The sequence below is a fragment of the Cupriavidus sp. 291-E7 genome (assembly GCF_057798835.1).
The window spans coordinates 1-16,777 of record NZ_JBYOJV010000031.1 but is presented as its reverse complement, the minus strand read 5'-3'; the positions used below and the strand labels follow the sequence as shown (position 1 = coordinate 16,777).

The 16,777-nt window shown below is 60.3% G+C and carries 17 protein-coding genes; 12 read left to right on the top strand and 5 right to left on the bottom strand.

Going from position 1 to position 16,777, the window contains the following annotated elements; translation table 11 throughout:
• Positions 1 to 256: 256 nt before the first annotated feature.
• The 4 genes from AC3FLX_RS31080 (at position 257) to AC3FLX_RS31065 (ending at position 4,747) form a co-directional block, all read left to right on the top strand.
• Positions 257 to 1,447, top strand: coding sequence for a mandelate racemase/muconate lactonizing enzyme family protein (locus AC3FLX_RS31080; protein WP_488701161.1), 1,191 nt, complete (start codon positions 257 to 259; stop codon positions 1,445 to 1,447).
• Between the two features lie 141 nt (positions 1,448 to 1,588).
• Complete coding sequence (locus AC3FLX_RS31075) at positions 1,589 to 2,926, top strand: MFS transporter (RefSeq protein ID WP_488701160.1); 1,338 nt, start codon at positions 1,589 to 1,591, stop codon at positions 2,924 to 2,926.
• Positions 2,927 to 2,942: 16 nt separating this feature from the next.
• Positions 2,943 to 3,872: a 2-dehydropantoate 2-reductase gene (locus tag AC3FLX_RS31070; protein WP_488701159.1), complete on the top strand. Its 930-nt coding sequence runs from the start codon at positions 2,943 to 2,945 to the stop codon at positions 3,870 to 3,872.
• Positions 3,873 to 4,018: 146 nt separating this feature from the next.
• Positions 4,019 to 4,747 (top strand): GntR family transcriptional regulator, encoded by a 729-nt coding sequence (locus AC3FLX_RS31065; RefSeq protein WP_488701158.1) that lies wholly within the window; start codon positions 4,019 to 4,021, stop codon positions 4,745 to 4,747.
• Positions 4,748 to 4,808: 61 nt separating this feature from the next.
• Here the strand turns inward: AC3FLX_RS31065 and AC3FLX_RS31060 are convergent, their stop codons facing one another.
• Positions 4,809 to 5,708, bottom strand: a complete 900-nt coding sequence (locus tag AC3FLX_RS31060; protein WP_488701157.1) for an N-acyl homoserine lactonase family protein — start codon at positions 5,706 to 5,708, stop codon at positions 4,809 to 4,811.
• Between the two features lie 35 nt (positions 5,709 to 5,743).
• Positions 5,744 to 6,133, bottom strand: coding sequence for a cupin domain-containing protein (locus tag AC3FLX_RS31055; RefSeq protein WP_488701156.1), 390 nt, complete (start codon positions 6,131 to 6,133; stop codon positions 5,744 to 5,746).
• Between the two features lie 269 nt (positions 6,134 to 6,402).
• Here AC3FLX_RS31055 and AC3FLX_RS31050 point away from each other — a divergent pair, with 269 nt between their 5' ends.
• Positions 6,403 to 7,236, top strand: coding sequence for a LysR family transcriptional regulator (locus AC3FLX_RS31050; protein ID WP_488701155.1), 834 nt, complete (start codon positions 6,403 to 6,405; stop codon positions 7,234 to 7,236).
• 115 nt (positions 7,237 to 7,351) lie between these two features.
• Here the strand turns inward: AC3FLX_RS31050 and AC3FLX_RS31045 are convergent, their stop codons facing one another.
• On the bottom strand, positions 7,352 to 8,902 hold the full coding sequence (locus tag AC3FLX_RS31045; protein WP_488701154.1) for a methyl-accepting chemotaxis protein: 1,551 nt from the start codon (positions 8,900 to 8,902) through the stop codon (positions 7,352 to 7,354).
• Between the two features lie 353 nt (positions 8,903 to 9,255).
• Here AC3FLX_RS31045 and AC3FLX_RS31040 point away from each other — a divergent pair, with 353 nt between their 5' ends.
• From AC3FLX_RS31040 to AC3FLX_RS31010, 7 genes are all read left to right on the top strand, one after another.
• Positions 9,256 to 10,506 carry a CaiB/BaiF CoA transferase family protein gene (locus tag AC3FLX_RS31040; RefSeq protein WP_488701153.1) on the top strand — a complete coding sequence of 417 codons (1,251 nt, stop codon included), beginning with the start codon at positions 9,256 to 9,258 and terminating at the stop codon, positions 10,504 to 10,506.
• Positions 10,503 to 11,279: an enoyl-CoA hydratase-related protein gene (locus tag AC3FLX_RS31035; RefSeq protein WP_488701152.1), complete on the top strand. Its 777-nt coding sequence runs from the start codon at positions 10,503 to 10,505 to the stop codon at positions 11,277 to 11,279. Before AC3FLX_RS31040 ends, AC3FLX_RS31035 begins: the two co-directional genes overlap by 4 nt.
• 26 nt (positions 11,280 to 11,305) lie before the next feature.
• Positions 11,306 to 12,130: an enoyl-CoA hydratase-related protein gene (locus tag AC3FLX_RS31030; RefSeq protein ID WP_488701151.1), complete on the top strand. Its 825-nt coding sequence runs from the start codon at positions 11,306 to 11,308 to the stop codon at positions 12,128 to 12,130.
• Between the two features lie 64 nt (positions 12,131 to 12,194).
• Entirely contained in the window at positions 12,195 to 13,082 is an 888-nt protein-coding gene (locus tag AC3FLX_RS31025) for a LysR substrate-binding domain-containing protein (protein WP_488701150.1), read from the top strand.
• Between the two features lie 124 nt (positions 13,083 to 13,206).
• Positions 13,207 to 14,172 (top strand): Bug family tripartite tricarboxylate transporter substrate binding protein, encoded by a 966-nt coding sequence (locus AC3FLX_RS31020; protein ID WP_488701149.1) that lies wholly within the window; start codon positions 13,207 to 13,209, stop codon positions 14,170 to 14,172.
• A 196-nt stretch (positions 14,173 to 14,368) separates the two neighbouring features.
• Positions 14,369 to 14,953, top strand: coding sequence for a TetR/AcrR family transcriptional regulator (locus AC3FLX_RS31015; protein WP_488701148.1), 585 nt, complete (start codon positions 14,369 to 14,371; stop codon positions 14,951 to 14,953).
• 94 nt (positions 14,954 to 15,047) lie between these two features.
• The gene (locus AC3FLX_RS31010) at positions 15,048 to 15,542 is read left to right on the top strand and encodes a hypothetical protein (RefSeq protein WP_488701147.1); all 495 of its coding nucleotides are present in this window, start codon (positions 15,048 to 15,050) and stop codon (positions 15,540 to 15,542) included.
• A gap of 471 nt (positions 15,543 to 16,013) precedes the next feature.
• Here the strand turns inward: AC3FLX_RS31010 and AC3FLX_RS31005 are convergent, their stop codons facing one another.
• Together AC3FLX_RS31005 and AC3FLX_RS31000 are read right to left on the bottom strand one after the other, a co-directional pair.
• A complete protein-coding gene (locus AC3FLX_RS31005) occupies positions 16,014 to 16,217 on the bottom strand; it encodes a barstar family protein (RefSeq protein WP_488701190.1) in 204 nt (67 codons plus the stop codon).
• A 19-nt stretch (positions 16,218 to 16,236) separates the two neighbouring features.
• Positions 16,237 to 16,777: DDE-type integrase/transposase/recombinase (locus tag AC3FLX_RS31000; RefSeq protein ID WP_488701146.1), on the bottom strand; the 541-nt coding region annotated here is incomplete at its 5' end.

The following is a 16,777-nucleotide window of genomic DNA, read 5'->3' as shown; positions in this document are numbered from 1 at the left end:
TTGCGCCGACTCCCGTTTCTGACGCCCGCTTGGCCTGCCCCCAGGCGCCGGTCGCCACCGCGCGGCTCGTAACCCGGCGCGTCGCCCTCAGCGCGGCAGGCTGGCGGATGCCATTCCGTTCCCCCATGACGGAACCCTCGCCCGGCGAACCTCCCCTTCCTCGGGTTTACGTTAGTTGCCCAGCGCTATACGACGACCTAAATTCCTCGTTAATTGTTAACAATCAATTGTTGTCAACGTACAGAGCGAGGAAAACATGCGTATTGAGCACTTTGAGACGATCTCCTGCGACGCCGGGTGGCGTAACTACTACTTCCTGAAGGTAGTGACGTCCGATGGCACGGTCGGTTGGAGTGAGTACGACGAGTCATTTGGACCGCCGGGGTTGACCGCTGTGATCGAGCAGTTGGGTGCGCGATTGATTGGCAAGTCGGTGTACGACCACGAGGAAGCGTATGGCCGACTGGCGGCGTCGTTGCGGCCGGCTCCTTATGGGCTTAGTGCCGAGGCGATTGGTGCTATCGAGAATGCCTTGCTCGATGCAAAGGCCAAGTCGTTGGGGTTGCCGGTTTATCAGTTGCTGGGCGGCAAGCATCGGGACAGCGTGCCGATTTACTGGTCGCACTGCGCGACCTGGCGGATCAGCCATCCCAAGCTGTATCAGCCGGCCATTGTCGATCTGGACGGGGTGAAGAAGGCGGGTGAAGACGCGCGCAAGTCCGGTATTTCGGCGCTGAAGACGAATCTGTTCGTCGATGAAAATGGCAAGCCGCGTCAGTGGATGGCTGGTTTTGGTTCGCCTTATGCGCCGTCGCTGAACGTCGACAAGGCGTTGATCCGGAATCTGCGAGCACATCTGGAAGCGCTGCGCGATGGTGCGGGTCCGGACGTCGATATTCTGGTGGACCTGAATTTCAACGCGCGTACCGAGGGTTATCTTTCGCTGATCAATGCGATCAAGGATTTCGATCTGTTCTGGGTGGAACTCGATATCTACAATCCGGACGCGATGGCGTACATCCGCCAACGCAGTCACGCCCCGATTGCGGCGTGCGAGACGCTGTTTGGCGTGCGCCAGTTCCTGCCCTATTTCCAGGCGCAGTCGATGGATGTAGCCATTGTGGATGCGGTGTGGAACGGCGTCTGGCAAGCGATGAAAATCGCCAACGTTGCCGACGCATTCGACGTCAATATCGCGCCGCATAACTTCTACAGCCATCTCTCCACGATGATGAATGTGCATTTCGCGGCGGCGGTGCCGAATCTGCGCGTAATGGAAGTGGATGTGGATCGGCTGTCCTGGGACGACGAGCTATTTACCAGCACACCGCAAATTGAGCGCGGCGGCATTCTCGTTCCCGATGCGCCGGGCTGGGGTTGCGACCCCATTGAGGAAGCATTGCGCGCCCATCCGCCGCAAGTCCGTCGCAGCCATCTTGGCCTGTAAGCGCCGGGCCTGAAGCGTAGTCCCCCAACTAGAGATTCCGATCACTTCCGGGGAGGAGGTGGAGACCGTCGCGCGCTGGCGCGACCGACCTCCCCTCGGGAGCCGCCCATATACCACCATTCGAATGGCTGGAGCAGGATCATGATGACAGTTTCCACCCCCGCCGCGCGGCAGCAAGCGGCGCCATTGCACACGAGCGACGAGGTGCGGCGTACCTTTGCCAAGATCACGCTGCGCATTATTCCGTTTCTTTTCGTCTGCTACGTGTTTGCCTATCTGGACCGCGTCAATATTGGCTTTGCCGCGCTGCAGATGAAACAGGATCTCGCGTTTTCGGACGCCGTCTACGGGCTTGGTGCCGGCATTTTCTTCCTCGGTTATTTCCTGTTCGAGGTGCCAAGCAACCTGCTGCTCGAAAAGATTGGCGCGCGCAAGACGCTGATGCGGATCATGGTCGTTTGGGGATGCATATCGGCCAGCTTTGCGTTCATCACCACGCCCGCGCAGTTCTATCTCGCGCGCTTTCTGCTCGGCGCCTTTGAAGCCGGATTCTTCCCCGGTATCGTGCTCTATCTGACGTACTGGTATCCGCCCGCCATGCGCGGAAAGATCATTACGCTTTTCATGTCGGCAATTGCGGTGTCGGGTGTAATTGGTGGCCCGCTGTCGGGCTGGATCATGGTCAATATGACCGGTGCGTCGGGGCTTGGCGGCTGGCAGTGGCTGTTCATCATCGAGGCGGTGCCGTCGATCATCCTCGGCGTGTTGGTAATGTTTGTGCTGTCCGACAAGCCTGCTGACGCCCGCTGGCTCACGGCGCGGGAAAAAGACATCCTGACCCATGAAGTGGGCGACCCAGGCACGCACGGCCACGATCATTCCTTCGTGAAGACCCTGCGAGACCCGCGGCTGTATGCGCTGTCGATGATTTACTTCACGATTGCCGCCGGCCTTTACATCATCAGTTTCTGGCTCCCGGAGATGGTGCGCAGCTATCACGTCACCAATCCACTACAGATCGGAATCCTGACGGCGATTCCTTATGTGGTGACGTGCGTCGGCATGGTGATTGTCGGCAAGCATTCCGACAAGACCGGCGAGCGCCGCTGGCACGTGGCGCTGGGCATGATCGTCGCCGCGATTGGCCTGGTAGCGGTAACGCTTGTCCATAGCAGCCTGGTTGTCGCGCTGGTCGTATTCTCGATTACCACGCTCGGCATTCTGACCGCCATGCCACTGTTCTGGACGATTCCCACCTCGTACCTGTCCGCATCCGGTTCGGCGGGTGGTATCGCGGTCATCAACAGTATTGGCCTGATCGGCGGTTTTGCCAGCCCTTCCGTGCTTGGCTGGGTCAAGATTACGACCGGGTCGCTGAATTACGGGCTATACACGTTTGCGATAACGCTGGTACTGGGCGCCATTCTGCTGCTCACGGCCATGCCGCAGCGATTGCTCAAGAGCGGCGCTCGCGCTTGATTAAATAGGAGACATCATGCGAATTCTGGTTTTGGGCGCCGGCGCGATCGGCGGCTACTATGGCGGCCGGTTGGTTCAGCACGGCGCGGACGTAACCTTTCTCGTGCGCCCGGCGCGGCGTGCGATTCTTGAACGCGATGGGCTGAATATCCGCAGCCAGTATGGTGATTTCCGCGCCGCGGTGAAAACGGTCACCCAGGAGGAACTGGACGGGCACTTTGACATCGTGCTGCTGACCAGCAAGGCCTATGACCTGGATTCCGCCATCGAAGCCATTCGCCCCGCCGTGGGCGCGAATACCGCTGTGCTGCCGTTGCTGAATGGCATGGCGCATATCGACAAGCTCAACGCAATCTTTGGTGCGGATCGCGTGCTCGGCGGGCTGGCGAAAATCATCGTCACGCTCGGCAACGACGGCACGATCCAGCATCTGAACGACTGGTGCTATATCAAGTTCGGAGAACAGTCGGGCGTCATGAGCGAGCGGGTGCTGGCCCTGCAGCGGGCGTTTCCGCAAGACAGCGTCAAGGCCAGTGCCGTGCCCGACATCATGCATAACCTCTGGGAGAAGTTCGTCCACCTTTCCACCGTGGCCACGGTTACTACATTGCTGCGCGCCAGCGTCGGTGAAATCGCTACGGTGTCCGGCGGTACCGAATTCTTCTACCAGGTGCTGGCAGTTCACGCCGAGGTCGCAGCGCGTGAGGGATATCCGATGACCGACGCATTCCTGGCCGAATATCAGGCGCTGTTTGCCAACAAGGAATCGGCGTATGTCCCATCGATTTTGCGCGACCTGGAACGCAAGTCGGCCATCGAGGGCGAGCACATTGTCGGATACATGCTTTCGCGCATCCGGGCACATGGCCTGGATGAAACCGTCCATCGGATCTGCTGGCTGAACCTGCAGGCCTACGAAGTACGGCGAGCAGCCGGCAGGCTCTGACCCCCCGCAAAATCGTGCGCAAACAAGCACATTCTTTCCACTTGGCTGCCTGGGATTAACTGCCCACAATTAACAATAGCGTGCGCCGGGCGGTATGATGCCAGTCATCCGCCTAGCAGCCCAGGTTAGCGCCTCGCACCCGCGCCGTGACCGGTTCGGGTGCGTTTTCCGTTTCCGGTCAAGCACTTGCACTTATGAGTACTCGCATTGAAATCGACAAACGCAGCCTTGATCGGCAGGCTGCCGACTGGATCCGCGACGCCATTTTTTCTGGCGATCTCGCGCCCGGCTCCCGGCTCACCGAAATAGCGCTGGCGAAACAGATTGGCCTGTCGCGCTCGACGGTCCGTGCCGGTATGCAGCGTCTGGCCAGTGAAGGTCTTCTGATCCAGCACGCCTATACCGGATGGGAAGTTGTGTCGCTGTCGGCGGAAGACGCCTGGGAGCTTTACACGCTTCGCAGCAACCTCGAAGGCATGGCCTCAAGGCTCGCGGCCGCGAATATCGACGATGCCGGCCGCAAGAAACTGCGCGAGGCACTGGTCGAGCTGAAATCCGCGATAGCCGATATGGATCGCCGCCGCATCGCCGAGGCAGACCTGGCTTTCCATAAGACGGTTGTCGCGCTGTCGGGCCATCGCCGCCTGATCGTCCAGTATGGTTTGATCAGCGACCCGGTAATGCTCTACATCCTCATGACGACAAAACTGATGGAGTATTCCGAGGCGATTTATGCCGAGCACGAGCATATGGCGTCGGCAATCCTGCAGGGGGATACAGCGGAAGCCGAGAAACTGGCCCATGACTATGCACAGATGCATGGCGAACGCCTGGTGAAGGTATTGCAGGCGCAAGGCGAGTTTCAGGAAGTATGAAACGAAACGGCGCCGATGCATCCAAAGCGTCGGCGCCGCGAATCATCAGGCCCTGGTCGTCTCAGTCGTAATACGCGGGAAGCAGCTTGAGCTGTTCGGTCTGATGCTTGTCATGATTGATGAACAGCTTCGCCTTGTAGGTCCCCATCAGTTTCCGGACCTTTTCCATCGATGCGAGCGAATCCGCATTACTGGTATTCAGCGACGGCACGATGCTTCGCTCGAAGTTCCCTTCCAGATGCACCACGTCGCCGGACAGAATCACGAAGCCTGAGTTTTTCAGGTGAACCATCAGCGACTGGCTACCCGGCGTGTGGCCCGGCGTGGCAACCAGCGTCACGCTGCCGTCACCAAAAACATCTGTATCGCCTTCAACCAGCTTCAGGTCTTTCGGTTTTCCCATCAGCTTGCGCGCCAGTGCCATCAGCTGGTTGACGTTCTCATTCGACCCGTTGGGAGAATGGATCCAGTCATACTCGGCCTTCTGCATCAGAATCGTGGAATTAGGAAACAGGCTCACATTGCCGATATGGTCGCCGTGGGTGTGCGAAATGGCTACCCGGCCGACATCGTCGGGCTTGAGTCCCAGTTCGGCGAGCTGGCCCGTCAGCGTCTTGTCGAGGTGATAGACGATCAGTTTCGGCAGCGTAGACCAACCCTTGGGGTCCTTGTACGACGATTCGGGCACGCCGGTATCCCACAGCAGCCAATCCTTTCCGTGCTTGACCAGCCAGCAGGTCGACGAAAACTCGATGCTCTTTCCAACGTTCTCGCCCGGCGTCCAGACCGATTCGTCATTGGCGAGAGAGCGGCCACAGTCCACGCGGTACAGCCTGTCGGCCACACCGGCGCGGGTTGCGTCGGGCAGTGCGGACGCGGCGTGCGCAACGGGCGCGCCTTCCAGCATGAACAGCAACGACATCACGGCAGATGCCACCGCCACTTTTGTTTGCCTCAGCATTACCAATTCTCCTGGTGAAGATAATCGAGTGGTCATCAAGGCGCACGCAGCACCAGTGGCTTGTTCTTCTCGACAATATAGTGGGCAATTGCCTTGAACCGCGTGGTGCCGGTGTTGCAGACGTTATGCATTTCTTCCTGCCCGAATTGCAGTGGTCGTCCCGCCACAAGAATCTGGTCTGGCTTGCTATCGAACTTCGCCACCGCCTGGCCTTCGAGCACGTAGGCGCTCTCTATCCCTGGGTGCGCATGCCGGGTCGTGCATTGTCCCGGTTCGAGTTCGGCAATCACGCTCACCGTCTCGTAACCGGGCGGATAGTCGATGGTCTGCAGCGGAGTGCGCTTCTGGGCCAATGCGTTGGCACCTGCGCCCAGCAGGACGACTCCGGCAGCGGCAACCGCCAGCGATCGTGTTGAGTATTTCATGGTGTCTTCTCCGAATGGATATTAGTTATGGTTGTACTGCGGGGTAATACCTGCGCCCATCGCTACTGCAGATGGCTCAAGGCTATGTGCAATAGCGAATCGCGAGAACTGAAATATCGAGATATGACCTATCTCTGATACAGATAGGTGAGCACGTTCCTGAACGACGGGCTACAGTTGCGCATGAGCATTGCATGGCAGACGGAGGCACGGTTCGTATGGAACTGGCGGATTTGAAGACTTTCGAAGTGGTGGCGCGGCTGGGCAGCATGAACCGCGCTGCCACCGAGCTGCACACCGTGCAGTCGAACATCACGGCCCGCATTCGCGGGCTGGAGGAAGAACTTGGCACGCTGCTGTTCGAGCGCCATGCGCGCGGCGTGCGTCCCACACCCGCCGGCCAGCGGATCCTTCCGTTTGTGGCGCGCATTGGCAAGCTGATGGCCGAAGCGCGCGCAGCGGCTCAGGACGATGGGGTTCCCAGCGGCACACTGACGCTCGGCGCGCTAGAGACGGCCACGGCATTGCGGCTGTCACCGCTGCTCACTGGGTTCGCGCGCGCCTATCCGGACGTCAAGCTTTCCGTGACCGCGGGGAGCACTGCCAGCCTGGTGCGGGATGTGGTGGCGTCCCGCTTCGATGGCGCCTTTGTCGCTGGCCCCATCTCACATCCCGATTTGCACCATGAGCGAGTCTTCACGGAACAGCTCGTGCTTGCCACGAGCCCGGAAGTTCGCTCGCTCAACGAGCTGTCCCACATCTCCGACCTGCGGATCGTCGTGTTTCAATCCGGCTGCTCGTACCGCCAGCGGCTGGAATCATTTCTCGCTAAAAAGGGGATCGTGGTTGCCAAACCGCTCGAATTTGGCTCGCTGGATGCCATAGTCAGTTGTGTGTCCGCTGGCGTGGGCATTACGCTACTTCCACGCGGCGTACTGGCCGAATTCGCCGATGCCGGACGCATCGCGATTCACAGCGTGCCGCGCAGTCTCTCCAAAGTGGACACGTTGTTCATACACCGGAAAGACGCTTACCTTTCGAGCGCAATGCGGGCCTTTCTCGCCATCGCCCGCGCGAGCGCGCCGGGCAAATCTGGCCCCTAAGACGAAAGCGAGGCTCCTCGACATCAGGAACCTCGCTTGCTCAAGGGCTCCGTTCTCTCAAGGAGAGGAGCCTCCACAAACCCAGGCAGTTCAGCCCGCTTCGCCCTTACGCGAATCAGGCTGCGGTCTTGAAGTACATCACCTCGTCCTTCATACCGACGGCCTGCTCGCGCAGCGCCTGTGCCGCTGCTGAGGACTCTTCGACCAGCGCTGCGTTTTGCTGAGTCGCCTGGTCAATCTGGGCAATGGCAATGCTCACCTGTTCAAGGTTCTTGCTCTGCTCGTCGGATGCCGCCGAAATCTCGCCGATGATGTCCGAGACGCGCTCGATTGCCGTACTGATCCGTTCCATCGCGGCACTAACGCCCTCGGCCTGCTGAGCACCAACTTGCACCTTCACGGTTGATGTCTCGATCAGCTCCTTGATTTCCTTGGCTGCGCCAGACGCTCTTTGTGCCAGCGATCGTACCTCGCCGGCGACAACCGCGAAGCCTCGTCCCTGCTCACCGGCACGTGCCGCCTCAACCGCGGCATTTAGCGCCAGGATATTCGTCTGAAACGCGATGCCTTCAATCATGCCGGTGATCTCCGCGATCTTCTTCGACTCGGCGCTCACCTCACCAACCGTCTGCACCATCGCGGCCACATCGGAACGTCCGGACTCCGTCATCTCTCGGGCACTTCCCGCGAGGGAAGTCGCCTGACGCGCATGATCGGCATTCTGGTTCACCGTTTCGGTCAGCTCGACCATACTGGCCGCCGTCTGCTCAATCGAAGCAGCCTGCTCTTCGGTGCGAGAAGACAGATCCAGATTGCCGGATGCAATTTGCCCGGCGGCGCTGGCGACCGCCACACTGGCCGAGCGGATATTTCCGACCGTGCCGCCGAGCTTGTCATTCATGTCCTTCAGCGCTTGCAGCAGCTCGCCAGTCTCGTCACTGGATGTCACCACGATCTCGCTGCACAAGTCACCATCGGCCACGCGACGCGACACACTGACAGCCTGTGCCAGCGGACGGCTGATGCTGCGAGTCAGGAAGTACGCACAGATGATTCCAAGTATCAGAATGAGTCCTTCGAGCACGAGCAGCAGCGCGCGGCTCTTGGCGGCAACGCCATCAATTTCCTTGGCGGTATCGTCAATGGTGCGTCGCTGCACTTCAACCAGCTCGCGCATGGTGCCCTGATAGGCGTTGGCCGCCGGGGTGAACACCTTGTCCAGAATACGCGTGGCTTCATCGACATTACCGGCCGCCTTGGCCTTGTTGATCTCATCGCGAGAACTCAGGTAGGCCTTCCGCGATTCGCCGATCTTGTTGAACAGCGCCTTTTCTTCGTCAGTGGAAATCAGGGTTTCCACTTTCTTCTGAAGTTCGCCCGAGCTCTTGGACGACGCCGCCGCCTCTTCAGCGAAATAAGGGCCCAGCGCGGGATCACTACTCTTTGCGATGGCGCTAGTGCGTCGGATGCCCGATGCCAGATTGGCATACCAGTCGCCAATCAGTCGCTCCTTGAGGAGCGGCACCTTCATCATTTCGCGCGTCGCGGCTGCAACATTGTCGAGCCGCCAGATGGCGATAGCGGTAATTGCAATGGAAAACGCCAGAATCAGCGAGAAGCCAAGAGCCAGCCGCTTGCCAATCTTCATGTTGCCGATGAACGCCATTCGTATCCCCATTTTCCCTACGCCATCGGCAATAGGTTCTGCTTGATTTTTGTCTGCCCTGCCGCGTAGTTGACGAGCAAGATTAGGCACTGTCGTTTGCAGAACGGCTGTTCAACTGACATCCTCAACCCAACTTTAGTGGGGTACGGATCGCGCGCCGGATGCCGGGCTTTCCAAGGGCCGCCTGTTCCAGCAACGCCGTTTCAGGCGGGTCTGCCGCTACGTCTCGTCACTGGAACATGACCCATTCCGCGCGGAACAAAAAGTCAACGCAGCGTTCCATAAAGTCGATGGGAGGCGTGGTGGCATCGCTCTAATCTTCGGGCAATAGAAGATTCCTGATGGAGACGAGCATGCTCGAAGACAGCTTGACGGGGCTGAAGGTCCTCGATTTTTCCCATGTACTTGCGGGACCCGTCGCGTCGATGACGCTCGCCGACCTTGGCGCGCACGTCGTCAAGATCGAACCGATCGATGGCGAAATCGGGCGTCGCATCGGACCGCCGTGGCAGAACGGCGAGAGCCCGACCTTCATGAGCGTCAATCGCAACAAGCATAGCCTCGCTGTCGATCTCAAGTCCCCGGAGGGACGCGCCGCGATTCAACAGATGGCTCGCAGCGCCGACGTCATCATCGAGAATTTCCGGCCCGGCGTCATGGAGAAACTGGGATTGGGATTCGCGTCGCTGTCGCGGCAGAATCCACGGCTCGTCTACTGTTCGATCTCGGCATTCGGGCAGGAAGGTACGCTCAGCTCGCGGCCCGGCGTCGACGGCATTATCCAGGCGGTGAGCGGACTCATGAGTACGCTTGGCGAGCAGGCATCCCCTCCCGCGAAAGTGCCGACTCCCATCGCCGACATGGTGACGGGATACCTTGCAACGATCGCCATCCTCGCTGCCCTGCGGGGCGCCCGAACCGAGCGCGGCGGGCAACATCTGGACGTCAGCCTGTACAACGCAACCATCATGCTGCAACAGGCCAGCTTTGCCGCCTACTTCGCTTCAGGCAAGGAGCCCGAAAAATCCGGAAGTGCCGCCCCTTACGCGTGCCCGAACGAGGCGTATCCCACCGCCGACGGATGGATCATGGTCGTCGCCTATCATCCCGCGCGGTGGCGCGCGCTCCGCGAACTCCTGATGCTTCCCGACGATGCGTCGGATGACCGGTTTTCGACCAACGATGGACGGGTAGCCAATCGCCACGCGTTGCGAGAGATTCTCTCGGAACGATTCCGCGCCCGCACTACCGCCGAGTGGGTCGACAGCCTCACCGCGCGGGACATCATCTGCGCTCCCGTGCTGAGCTATGACGAGGTCATGGCGTCACCGGAGTACGCCGCCAGCCGCCTGTCATGCGAGGTCGATCATCCGGTCGCGGGGCGAATCCGCACGCATCGGTTCGCACTGGGCCCGCGGCATGGATCGAACGCCGTGGACGAATGGCCCACGCCCGCTCCCGTGGCGGGGCAACACACAGCCGAGGTGCTGAGCCTCTACGGCATGAGGGACGACGACATCGAAGCGCTGATCCGATGCGGGGCTGTCCTTGACACCTCCACAAGCGTCACCCGCCCCTGCCAGATGGAAACGGATGCCCTATGAGTACGCCTATCGTCAGACAGCTCCCGCATGAGCGCGTCGTGCTGCTTCGCCTTGCTTCCAGCAACACCCTCAACCCGCTTACCGATGAACTGATCGATGCGCTGGTAGACGCGCTGCTCGCAAACGAGGCCGATCCGGACGTGGCGGTCACCATCATCACGGGAAGCGAGCGTGCCTTCGCCGCGGGCGCGGACATCGCCGCGATGTCGCAACTGGACTACCCGACAGCATTCCAGCGGGACTACATCGGCCGCAACTGGGAAGCGCTGCGCACGCTGAGGAAGCCTGTGATTGCCGCAGTCAACGGCTATGCATTCGGCGGCGGATGCGAGCTGGCGATGATATGCGACATCGTCATCGCCGCCGAGGATGCGACATTCGGTCAGCCTGAAATCAAGCTCGGCATCGTGCCCGGCGCGGGCGGTACTCAGCGGCTTCCGCGTGCCATCGGAAAGTCCTCGGCAATGCTCATGTGCCTCTCTGGCGATGCGATCTCCGCGCGGGAAGCGTTGAGCATGGGTCTTGTTTCCAAGCTCACGTCACGGGAAAACCTGGTGCCGGAGGCCATCGAAGTCGCCAAATCCATCGCAAGACACTCGTTGCCGGTCGTGATGGCCATCAAGGAAGCCGTGAACAGGTCGTTCGAGAGTTCGCTGTCGGAGGGCCTCCTGTTCGAGCGGAGAACCTTTCAGGCGGGCTTTTCCCTCAGTGACCAGAAGGAAGGGATGTCGGCCTTCCTCGAACGGCGGCCGGCAAATTTCGTCGGACGATAACGCAATCCTTTGCACCAGGAGAAAACATGATTGCCAGCAATGCGCCCGAGAATGGGTGCGTCCTCAGCACGCTCAAGTCCGGCATCCTGACACTGACGCTGAACAACCCTTCGAATGGCAATGCCCTTGACCTTGCGATGACGGCGTCTCTCTCCGAGGCACTGGAAAGCATCAACGCGATGGCGGATGTCCATTGCGTACTGATCCGCTCGTCCGGCCGCCACTTCTGCACGGGGGGCAATGTCAAGGACATGAAACAGGGCAGTGACCTGATGGCGGGAAGCGTGAGCGACGTAAGAGACCGGCTTCGTCGCGAGCTGCATCGCATCACGCGCGCGCTGGATGGCCTCGAAGTTCCGTCGATCTGCGCGATCAATGGCGCGGCCGTCGGCGCCGGCTGCGATCTTGCGCTGATGTGCGACATCCGCATTGCCGGGGAAAAGGCCAGCTTTGCCGAGAGCTTCCTGCGCCTGGGCCTGGTGTCGGGCATCGGTGGCGCATGGTTCCTCACGCGAATGGTCGGCGCCGCCAAGGCGCTGGAATTGACGCTGACCAGTGAATTCATCGATGCGGAAGAAGCCCACCGTCTTGGCATCGTGTCCCGGGTGGTTGCCGATGCGGACCTGGATGCGAGCGCGTTAGCCCTGGCCGAGGAAATCGCGCGCAAGCCGCCCATTGCGCTGAGGATGGCCAAGCGACTGGTTCGAGAATCCGCGGGTGCGTCATTGCCGGCGGCGCTGGAGATGGCAGCCTCGATGCAGGCCATCCTGCTTTGTGGCGACGAGCACAAGCTGGCGGTGCACCATTTTCTGGAGCGGCAAGCCGAAGCGAAAGCCGGGTCGGCGCGGTAGGGTCGAACGCTGACTTCTGGGATAGACTTGGAGCGTTCGAGATTCCCGGATCGTTTTCGAGCTTATGGCGCGCCGTAATCTGCTTCCCCCGCTGAATCCCGCGCGTGCATTCGAAGCGACGGGTCGACTACTGAGTGTCACGAAGGCCGCGGAAGAACTCAGCGTGACGCCGGCGGCCGTCAGCCGCCAGGTCAGGACGCTTGAAACCTATCTCGGCACCGCACTGCTCGATCGGGCGCCCGGCGGTCGCATGCAGTTGACCCCCGCCGGCGCCCGCTATCTTTCCGAGCTCATGCCTCTCTTTGCTGGTTTGCGAGAGGCAACGTTGGCCGTCACCGGCAGCCGATACGGCGGTAACACGCTGCGCATCCGGTCACCCGCGACATTCGCGGTCCGCTGGCTGATCCCCCGCCTGGCGAGCTTTCATCAGCAGCACAAGGATATCGACGTCCAACTGACGACTTCCTTCCAGCCACTGGATTTCCAGCGCGAGGACATCGACGCTGGTGTCCAGCTTGGAAATGGCCGTTGGGCAGGACTCAGTGCGCTTCGCCTGATCCCGAATGTGCTCGTCGTCGTTGCCGCACCCTCCCTGCAGATTCGCTCCAAGCGCGATCTTGCCAAGCACACCCTGCTTCATTCCCTTGCCCGTCCCGACGACTGGATGCTTTGGCTCGACGCGGCCGGTGTGAAGAACCTCGATCCATCCCGTGGCATGAAGTATGAAACCTCGCTGCTTGCCTATCAGGCTGCTGTTGAGGGGCACGGCATCGCGATCGCGCAGCGAGACCTGGTCGCCAAGGAGCTTGCGGATGGCACGCTGGTGATGCCGGTTGATTTTTCACTGGACCGGGGCGAGCACACCTACTACTTCGCGTGGGCGGCCGACAGGCCCGAATCCAGCGCACTGCGGGCGTTCCGCCAGTGGCTCTCCGCTACCGTCGCGAGCTGAGGCGCCTTTACAAAAGGTCAACACCCGGCCACCAGAAATTCGATGGTGCGCGCGTCGTCCGCTTCGTATCCTGACCTCATGAAAACGGCAAGGCAGCCCACGCCTTCGCCACAAAGGAGACGACATGAGGATCACACACGCGGTTGCGGCCGCCATCACTTTGGTTTCGCTCGGCACCACGGCGGCGCGCGCAGCCGAATATCCGTCAAAGCCCGTCAGCTTCGTCGTGCCATTTGGCGCGGGGAGTGCCACCGACCAGTTGGCCCGTGCCTTGGGCGCCGCCATCACGGGGAAAACCGGGCAGGCGATCGTAGTCGAGAACAAGCCAGGCGCCTCGGGCATCATCGCGGCGCAGTTCGTTGCGCGTGCCGTGCCCGACGGATATACCGTCCTCATCACCACCAACACGACGCAGACAGCGAATCCTCATCTGTTCAAGAAGCTTCCGTACAACCCCTTGACCGACTTCCAGCCGGTGACCGCGCTTGGACGCGGCGGACAGGTGCTTGTTGTGCGTGCGAATGCGAAATACAAGGATGTTGGCGAGATTGTCCAGCAGGCGCGATCGGCCCCCGGGAAGCTGACATTTGGCAGCGGGAACTCGTCGAGCCGCGTTGCGGGCGAGATGCTGAAGCAATTGGCAAAGATTGACCTGACGTGGGTGGGCTACAACAGCAATCCCAATGCCATGAACGATTTGCTGGGCGGCCACATCGAAATGATGCTTGTCGACACGGTCGTTGGTTTGCCGCAGATCGCAGCGGGAAAACTGAGGCCGCTGGCCGCGACGACCGCCACGCGTATCCCCCAACTTCCCAATGTGCCGACCATGCAGGAGGCAGGCATCAAGGACTTTGAAATGGGTTACTGGTTTGCCGCCTATCTGCCAGCGAATACCCCTGCCCCGGTTGCCCAAAAACTCAGGGAACTGCTTGTACAGGCTGTCAACGACAAGCAACCGAAGTCCTTCTTTCAATTGACCGGAACACAAGCCTGGACGACAACGCCTGCCGAACTCTCCGCCTTTCAGCGTATTGAGTCTGACAAGTGGGGACGCGTGATAAGAGCTGCGGGGATCGAGCCCGAATAGGGTGGGTTCGGCTGGCGCATGATGACAAGACACCTCTCCAGCATTTGTGCCAGCCCGACGAAACCGTCCCCGCAACCGCGGAGACTTGACACCCTTACCAACCAACTAGTAGGATGGCTCACCGAATCGACGATGCGACTTAAGGTATGCCAGGACAAACGATCGTCCCGCATGCTGACGAAGAACGCCTTAATTCATGACTGTGGAACTTTCACCCCGGGCCATCGAAATCGCCGAGCATGCCCGGCAGTTGCTCGCCGCGGGCGGCTATAACGGCTTCAGCTATGCGGATCTGTCCGAGCGGGTGCGTATCGGCAAAGCCAGCATCCATCATCACTTCCCGAGCAAGACCGATCTCGTTCTCACTGTGGTCAAGCGCCACCGTCAGCAGTCGACGGAAGGTCTGGCGGCAATGCAGCGCCACGTCGGTGATGATCCATTGGCGCAATTGAAGGCTTACGCAGACTACTGGGCGCGATGCATACGCGACGGCTCCTCGACGATGTGCATTTGCGCGATGCTGGCGGCCGAATCACCGATGATTCCGCCTGAAATCGCAGTGGAGGTGCAAGGCTATTTCCAGGATCTGACGGCGTGGATCGCCGGGGTTCTGAAGCAGGGCGAGAGCAAGGGGCAGTTTCGCTTGCAGGGCAGCGCGCTCGTTGAAGCCCAGACTTTCATGTCCACGGTGCATGGCGCCATGCTGACGGCTCGCGTCCTTGGCGACCCCAAGTCCTTTCAAAAAATCGTACATGCAGCCATCGGCCGCCTGAGTACCTGAAACGGATCGTTTGGCCTGTTCACCGGCCAAACGATTTTTTTAAACCCCAATCAACCAACCAACTAGTTGGTTTGTTATTTGAACAGGGACCCCCATGCCAAATCCCCTTTCCACGCTTGGTGCTGTTCATACTGCTATCAGTCTGGTGCCGTTTGCGGCCGGCCTTTACGGCTTTGTCCGCTATGGCTCAATCGACCCCGCGCGGCGTTCGGGGCGGGTCTATCTGGGCGGTTTGGTATTGTCCGTGCTTACGTCGTTCGGCTTGTCCAGCACCGGCGGCTTCAACGCCGGCCACGCCCTGGGCATCCTTGCGTTGTTGACAATGACTGGCGCGTTGCTCGTGCCACGACTGTCCTTGTTCGGGCGTGCGGGTAGATACCTGGCTCAGTTCGGCTTTTCGTTCACCTTCTTCCTGTTGCTGGTCCCGGGCATCAACGAAACGTTGACCCGTTTGCCTGTCGCACATCCGCTGGCCACCGGCCCGACTTCCCCCATCGTGCGTGGAGCCCTCGCGGCGTGGTTAGGAATCTTTATCGTGGGAGCCTCGCTGCAGCTGTGGTGGATGCTGCGTTCGCTGCGCCGGGTCTAGATAGGGAGCATCCATGACCAGCGTCCGCGCATTGCCCCCGGTTTGCTACGCGTTGCCGAATGCCGTGAGTAGCCCACGCGGCAATCACAGCACGCACGCGCTGACCTCAAGCCAGGAATTCCAGGCACTCCTGAAGGCACAGGTCAAGCCATCGCGGACACCGCATGGCCCACCAAACCCACCAATTCAAGCCGAACAGGCCGACGCCCCGCCGCTCGGTCCAAACGTCGAGGCAATGCTTCAACAGTTGCACGCATGCCGAAAAATGCGGCTACATGGCGAGCCTGAAGCTTGCGAACCGGTCGAATGCGCGCCGCAGCCGTCAACAACGGCCCCGACGCTGCCGGCGAACATCGTCATATGGATACCGATACCGGTGGACATCCGGACGCCGAGGCATTTTGGCGGCGCCCGGCGCCGGCGCCGACGCCCTCTATGGCGGAGTGCCCGCTGACTATGAGTCAGCCCTTTTCAGGCGCGCTCAATCCGTGATGCGAAGGACGGATACTGCCGAACAGCATTCTCTAGGCAATTGGCCATCACATTCGCGTCGCTCGGAAAACGTCGCTCGAATTCCTTCCAGTTCTTCAGTCGGAGAACGAGCGGCATTTCGACAAGCGCAGTGATCGCATCCCAAACTGCATCCCAGTTCTTTCCTGGAGTTGACCCTGTGATTCAGGACACCCAAACACCGTTAAGTTGATGATGTGGCAGCTCGCCGGAACTCGCGAGGCGAACGATATCTCAACGCTTTGTGTGGATGCCGCTCATTGTATTGCTCGAATGCGACCGTTAACTGAGAGAGCGCTGTTGGCACGTCGGGCCTGTTCATGAACGCAATGTAATCGCGTTTCATGGTCTTGACGAAGGATTCGGCCATGCCGTTGCTTTGCGGAGAACGCACGGGGGTGGTCAGTGGCTCCAGTCCCAGCTCCCGCGCGAAGGCGCGGGTACGATGGTCGATGTACGCCGACCCGTTGTCCGACAGCCATTCGATGGTGCGCTCGGTCTGCACAGCGCCAAAGCGCTGTTCGACGGCGGCCAGCATCACATCTCGCACAATATCGCCACTGTGCCCGCCGGTGGTTGCAGCCCAACTGATGGCTTCCCGGTCATGGCAATCCAGCGCAAAGGTTACGCGTAGCGGCGAGCCGTCGTCGCAACGGAATTCGAAGCCGTCTGAACACCAGCGAACATTGCTACGGTCAACAGCGACGCGGCCGTCATGGCGACGT

Excerpts from the sequence above, each read along its gene's own strand:
- AC3FLX_RS31080 (WP_488701161.1), top strand. The coding sequence starts at position 257 with ATGCGTATTGAGCACTTTGAGACGATCTCCTGCGACGCCGGGTGGCGT.
- AC3FLX_RS31075 (WP_488701160.1), top strand. The coding sequence starts at position 1,589 with ATGATGACAGTTTCCACCCCCGCCGCGCGGCAGCAAGCGGCGCCATTG.
- AC3FLX_RS31070 (WP_488701159.1), top strand. The coding sequence starts at position 2,943 with ATGCGAATTCTGGTTTTGGGCGCCGGCGCGATCGGCGGCTACTATGGC.
- AC3FLX_RS31060 (WP_488701157.1), bottom strand. The coding sequence starts at position 5,708 with ATGCTGAGGCAAACAAAAGTGGCGGTGGCATCTGCCGTGATGTCGTTG.
- AC3FLX_RS31055 (WP_488701156.1), bottom strand. The coding sequence starts at position 6,133 with ATGAAATACTCAACACGATCGCTGGCGGTTGCCGCTGCCGGAGTCGTC.
- AC3FLX_RS31050 (WP_488701155.1), top strand. The coding sequence starts at position 6,403 with ATGAACCGCGCTGCCACCGAGCTGCACACCGTGCAGTCGAACATCACG.
- AC3FLX_RS31045 (WP_488701154.1), bottom strand. The coding sequence starts at position 8,902 with ATGGCGTTCATCGGCAACATGAAGATTGGCAAGCGGCTGGCTCTTGGC.
- AC3FLX_RS31040 (WP_488701153.1), top strand. The coding sequence starts at position 9,256 with ATGCTCGAAGACAGCTTGACGGGGCTGAAGGTCCTCGATTTTTCCCAT.
- AC3FLX_RS31035 (WP_488701152.1), top strand. The coding sequence starts at position 10,503 with ATGAGTACGCCTATCGTCAGACAGCTCCCGCATGAGCGCGTCGTGCTG.
- AC3FLX_RS31030 (WP_488701151.1), top strand. The coding sequence starts at position 11,306 with ATGATTGCCAGCAATGCGCCCGAGAATGGGTGCGTCCTCAGCACGCTC.
- AC3FLX_RS31025 (WP_488701150.1), top strand. The coding sequence starts at position 12,195 with ATGGCGCGCCGTAATCTGCTTCCCCCGCTGAATCCCGCGCGTGCATTC.
- AC3FLX_RS31020 (WP_488701149.1), top strand. The coding sequence starts at position 13,207 with ATGAGGATCACACACGCGGTTGCGGCCGCCATCACTTTGGTTTCGCTC.
- AC3FLX_RS31015 (WP_488701148.1), top strand. The coding sequence starts at position 14,369 with ATGACTGTGGAACTTTCACCCCGGGCCATCGAAATCGCCGAGCATGCC.
- AC3FLX_RS31010 (WP_488701147.1), top strand. The coding sequence starts at position 15,048 with ATGCCAAATCCCCTTTCCACGCTTGGTGCTGTTCATACTGCTATCAGT.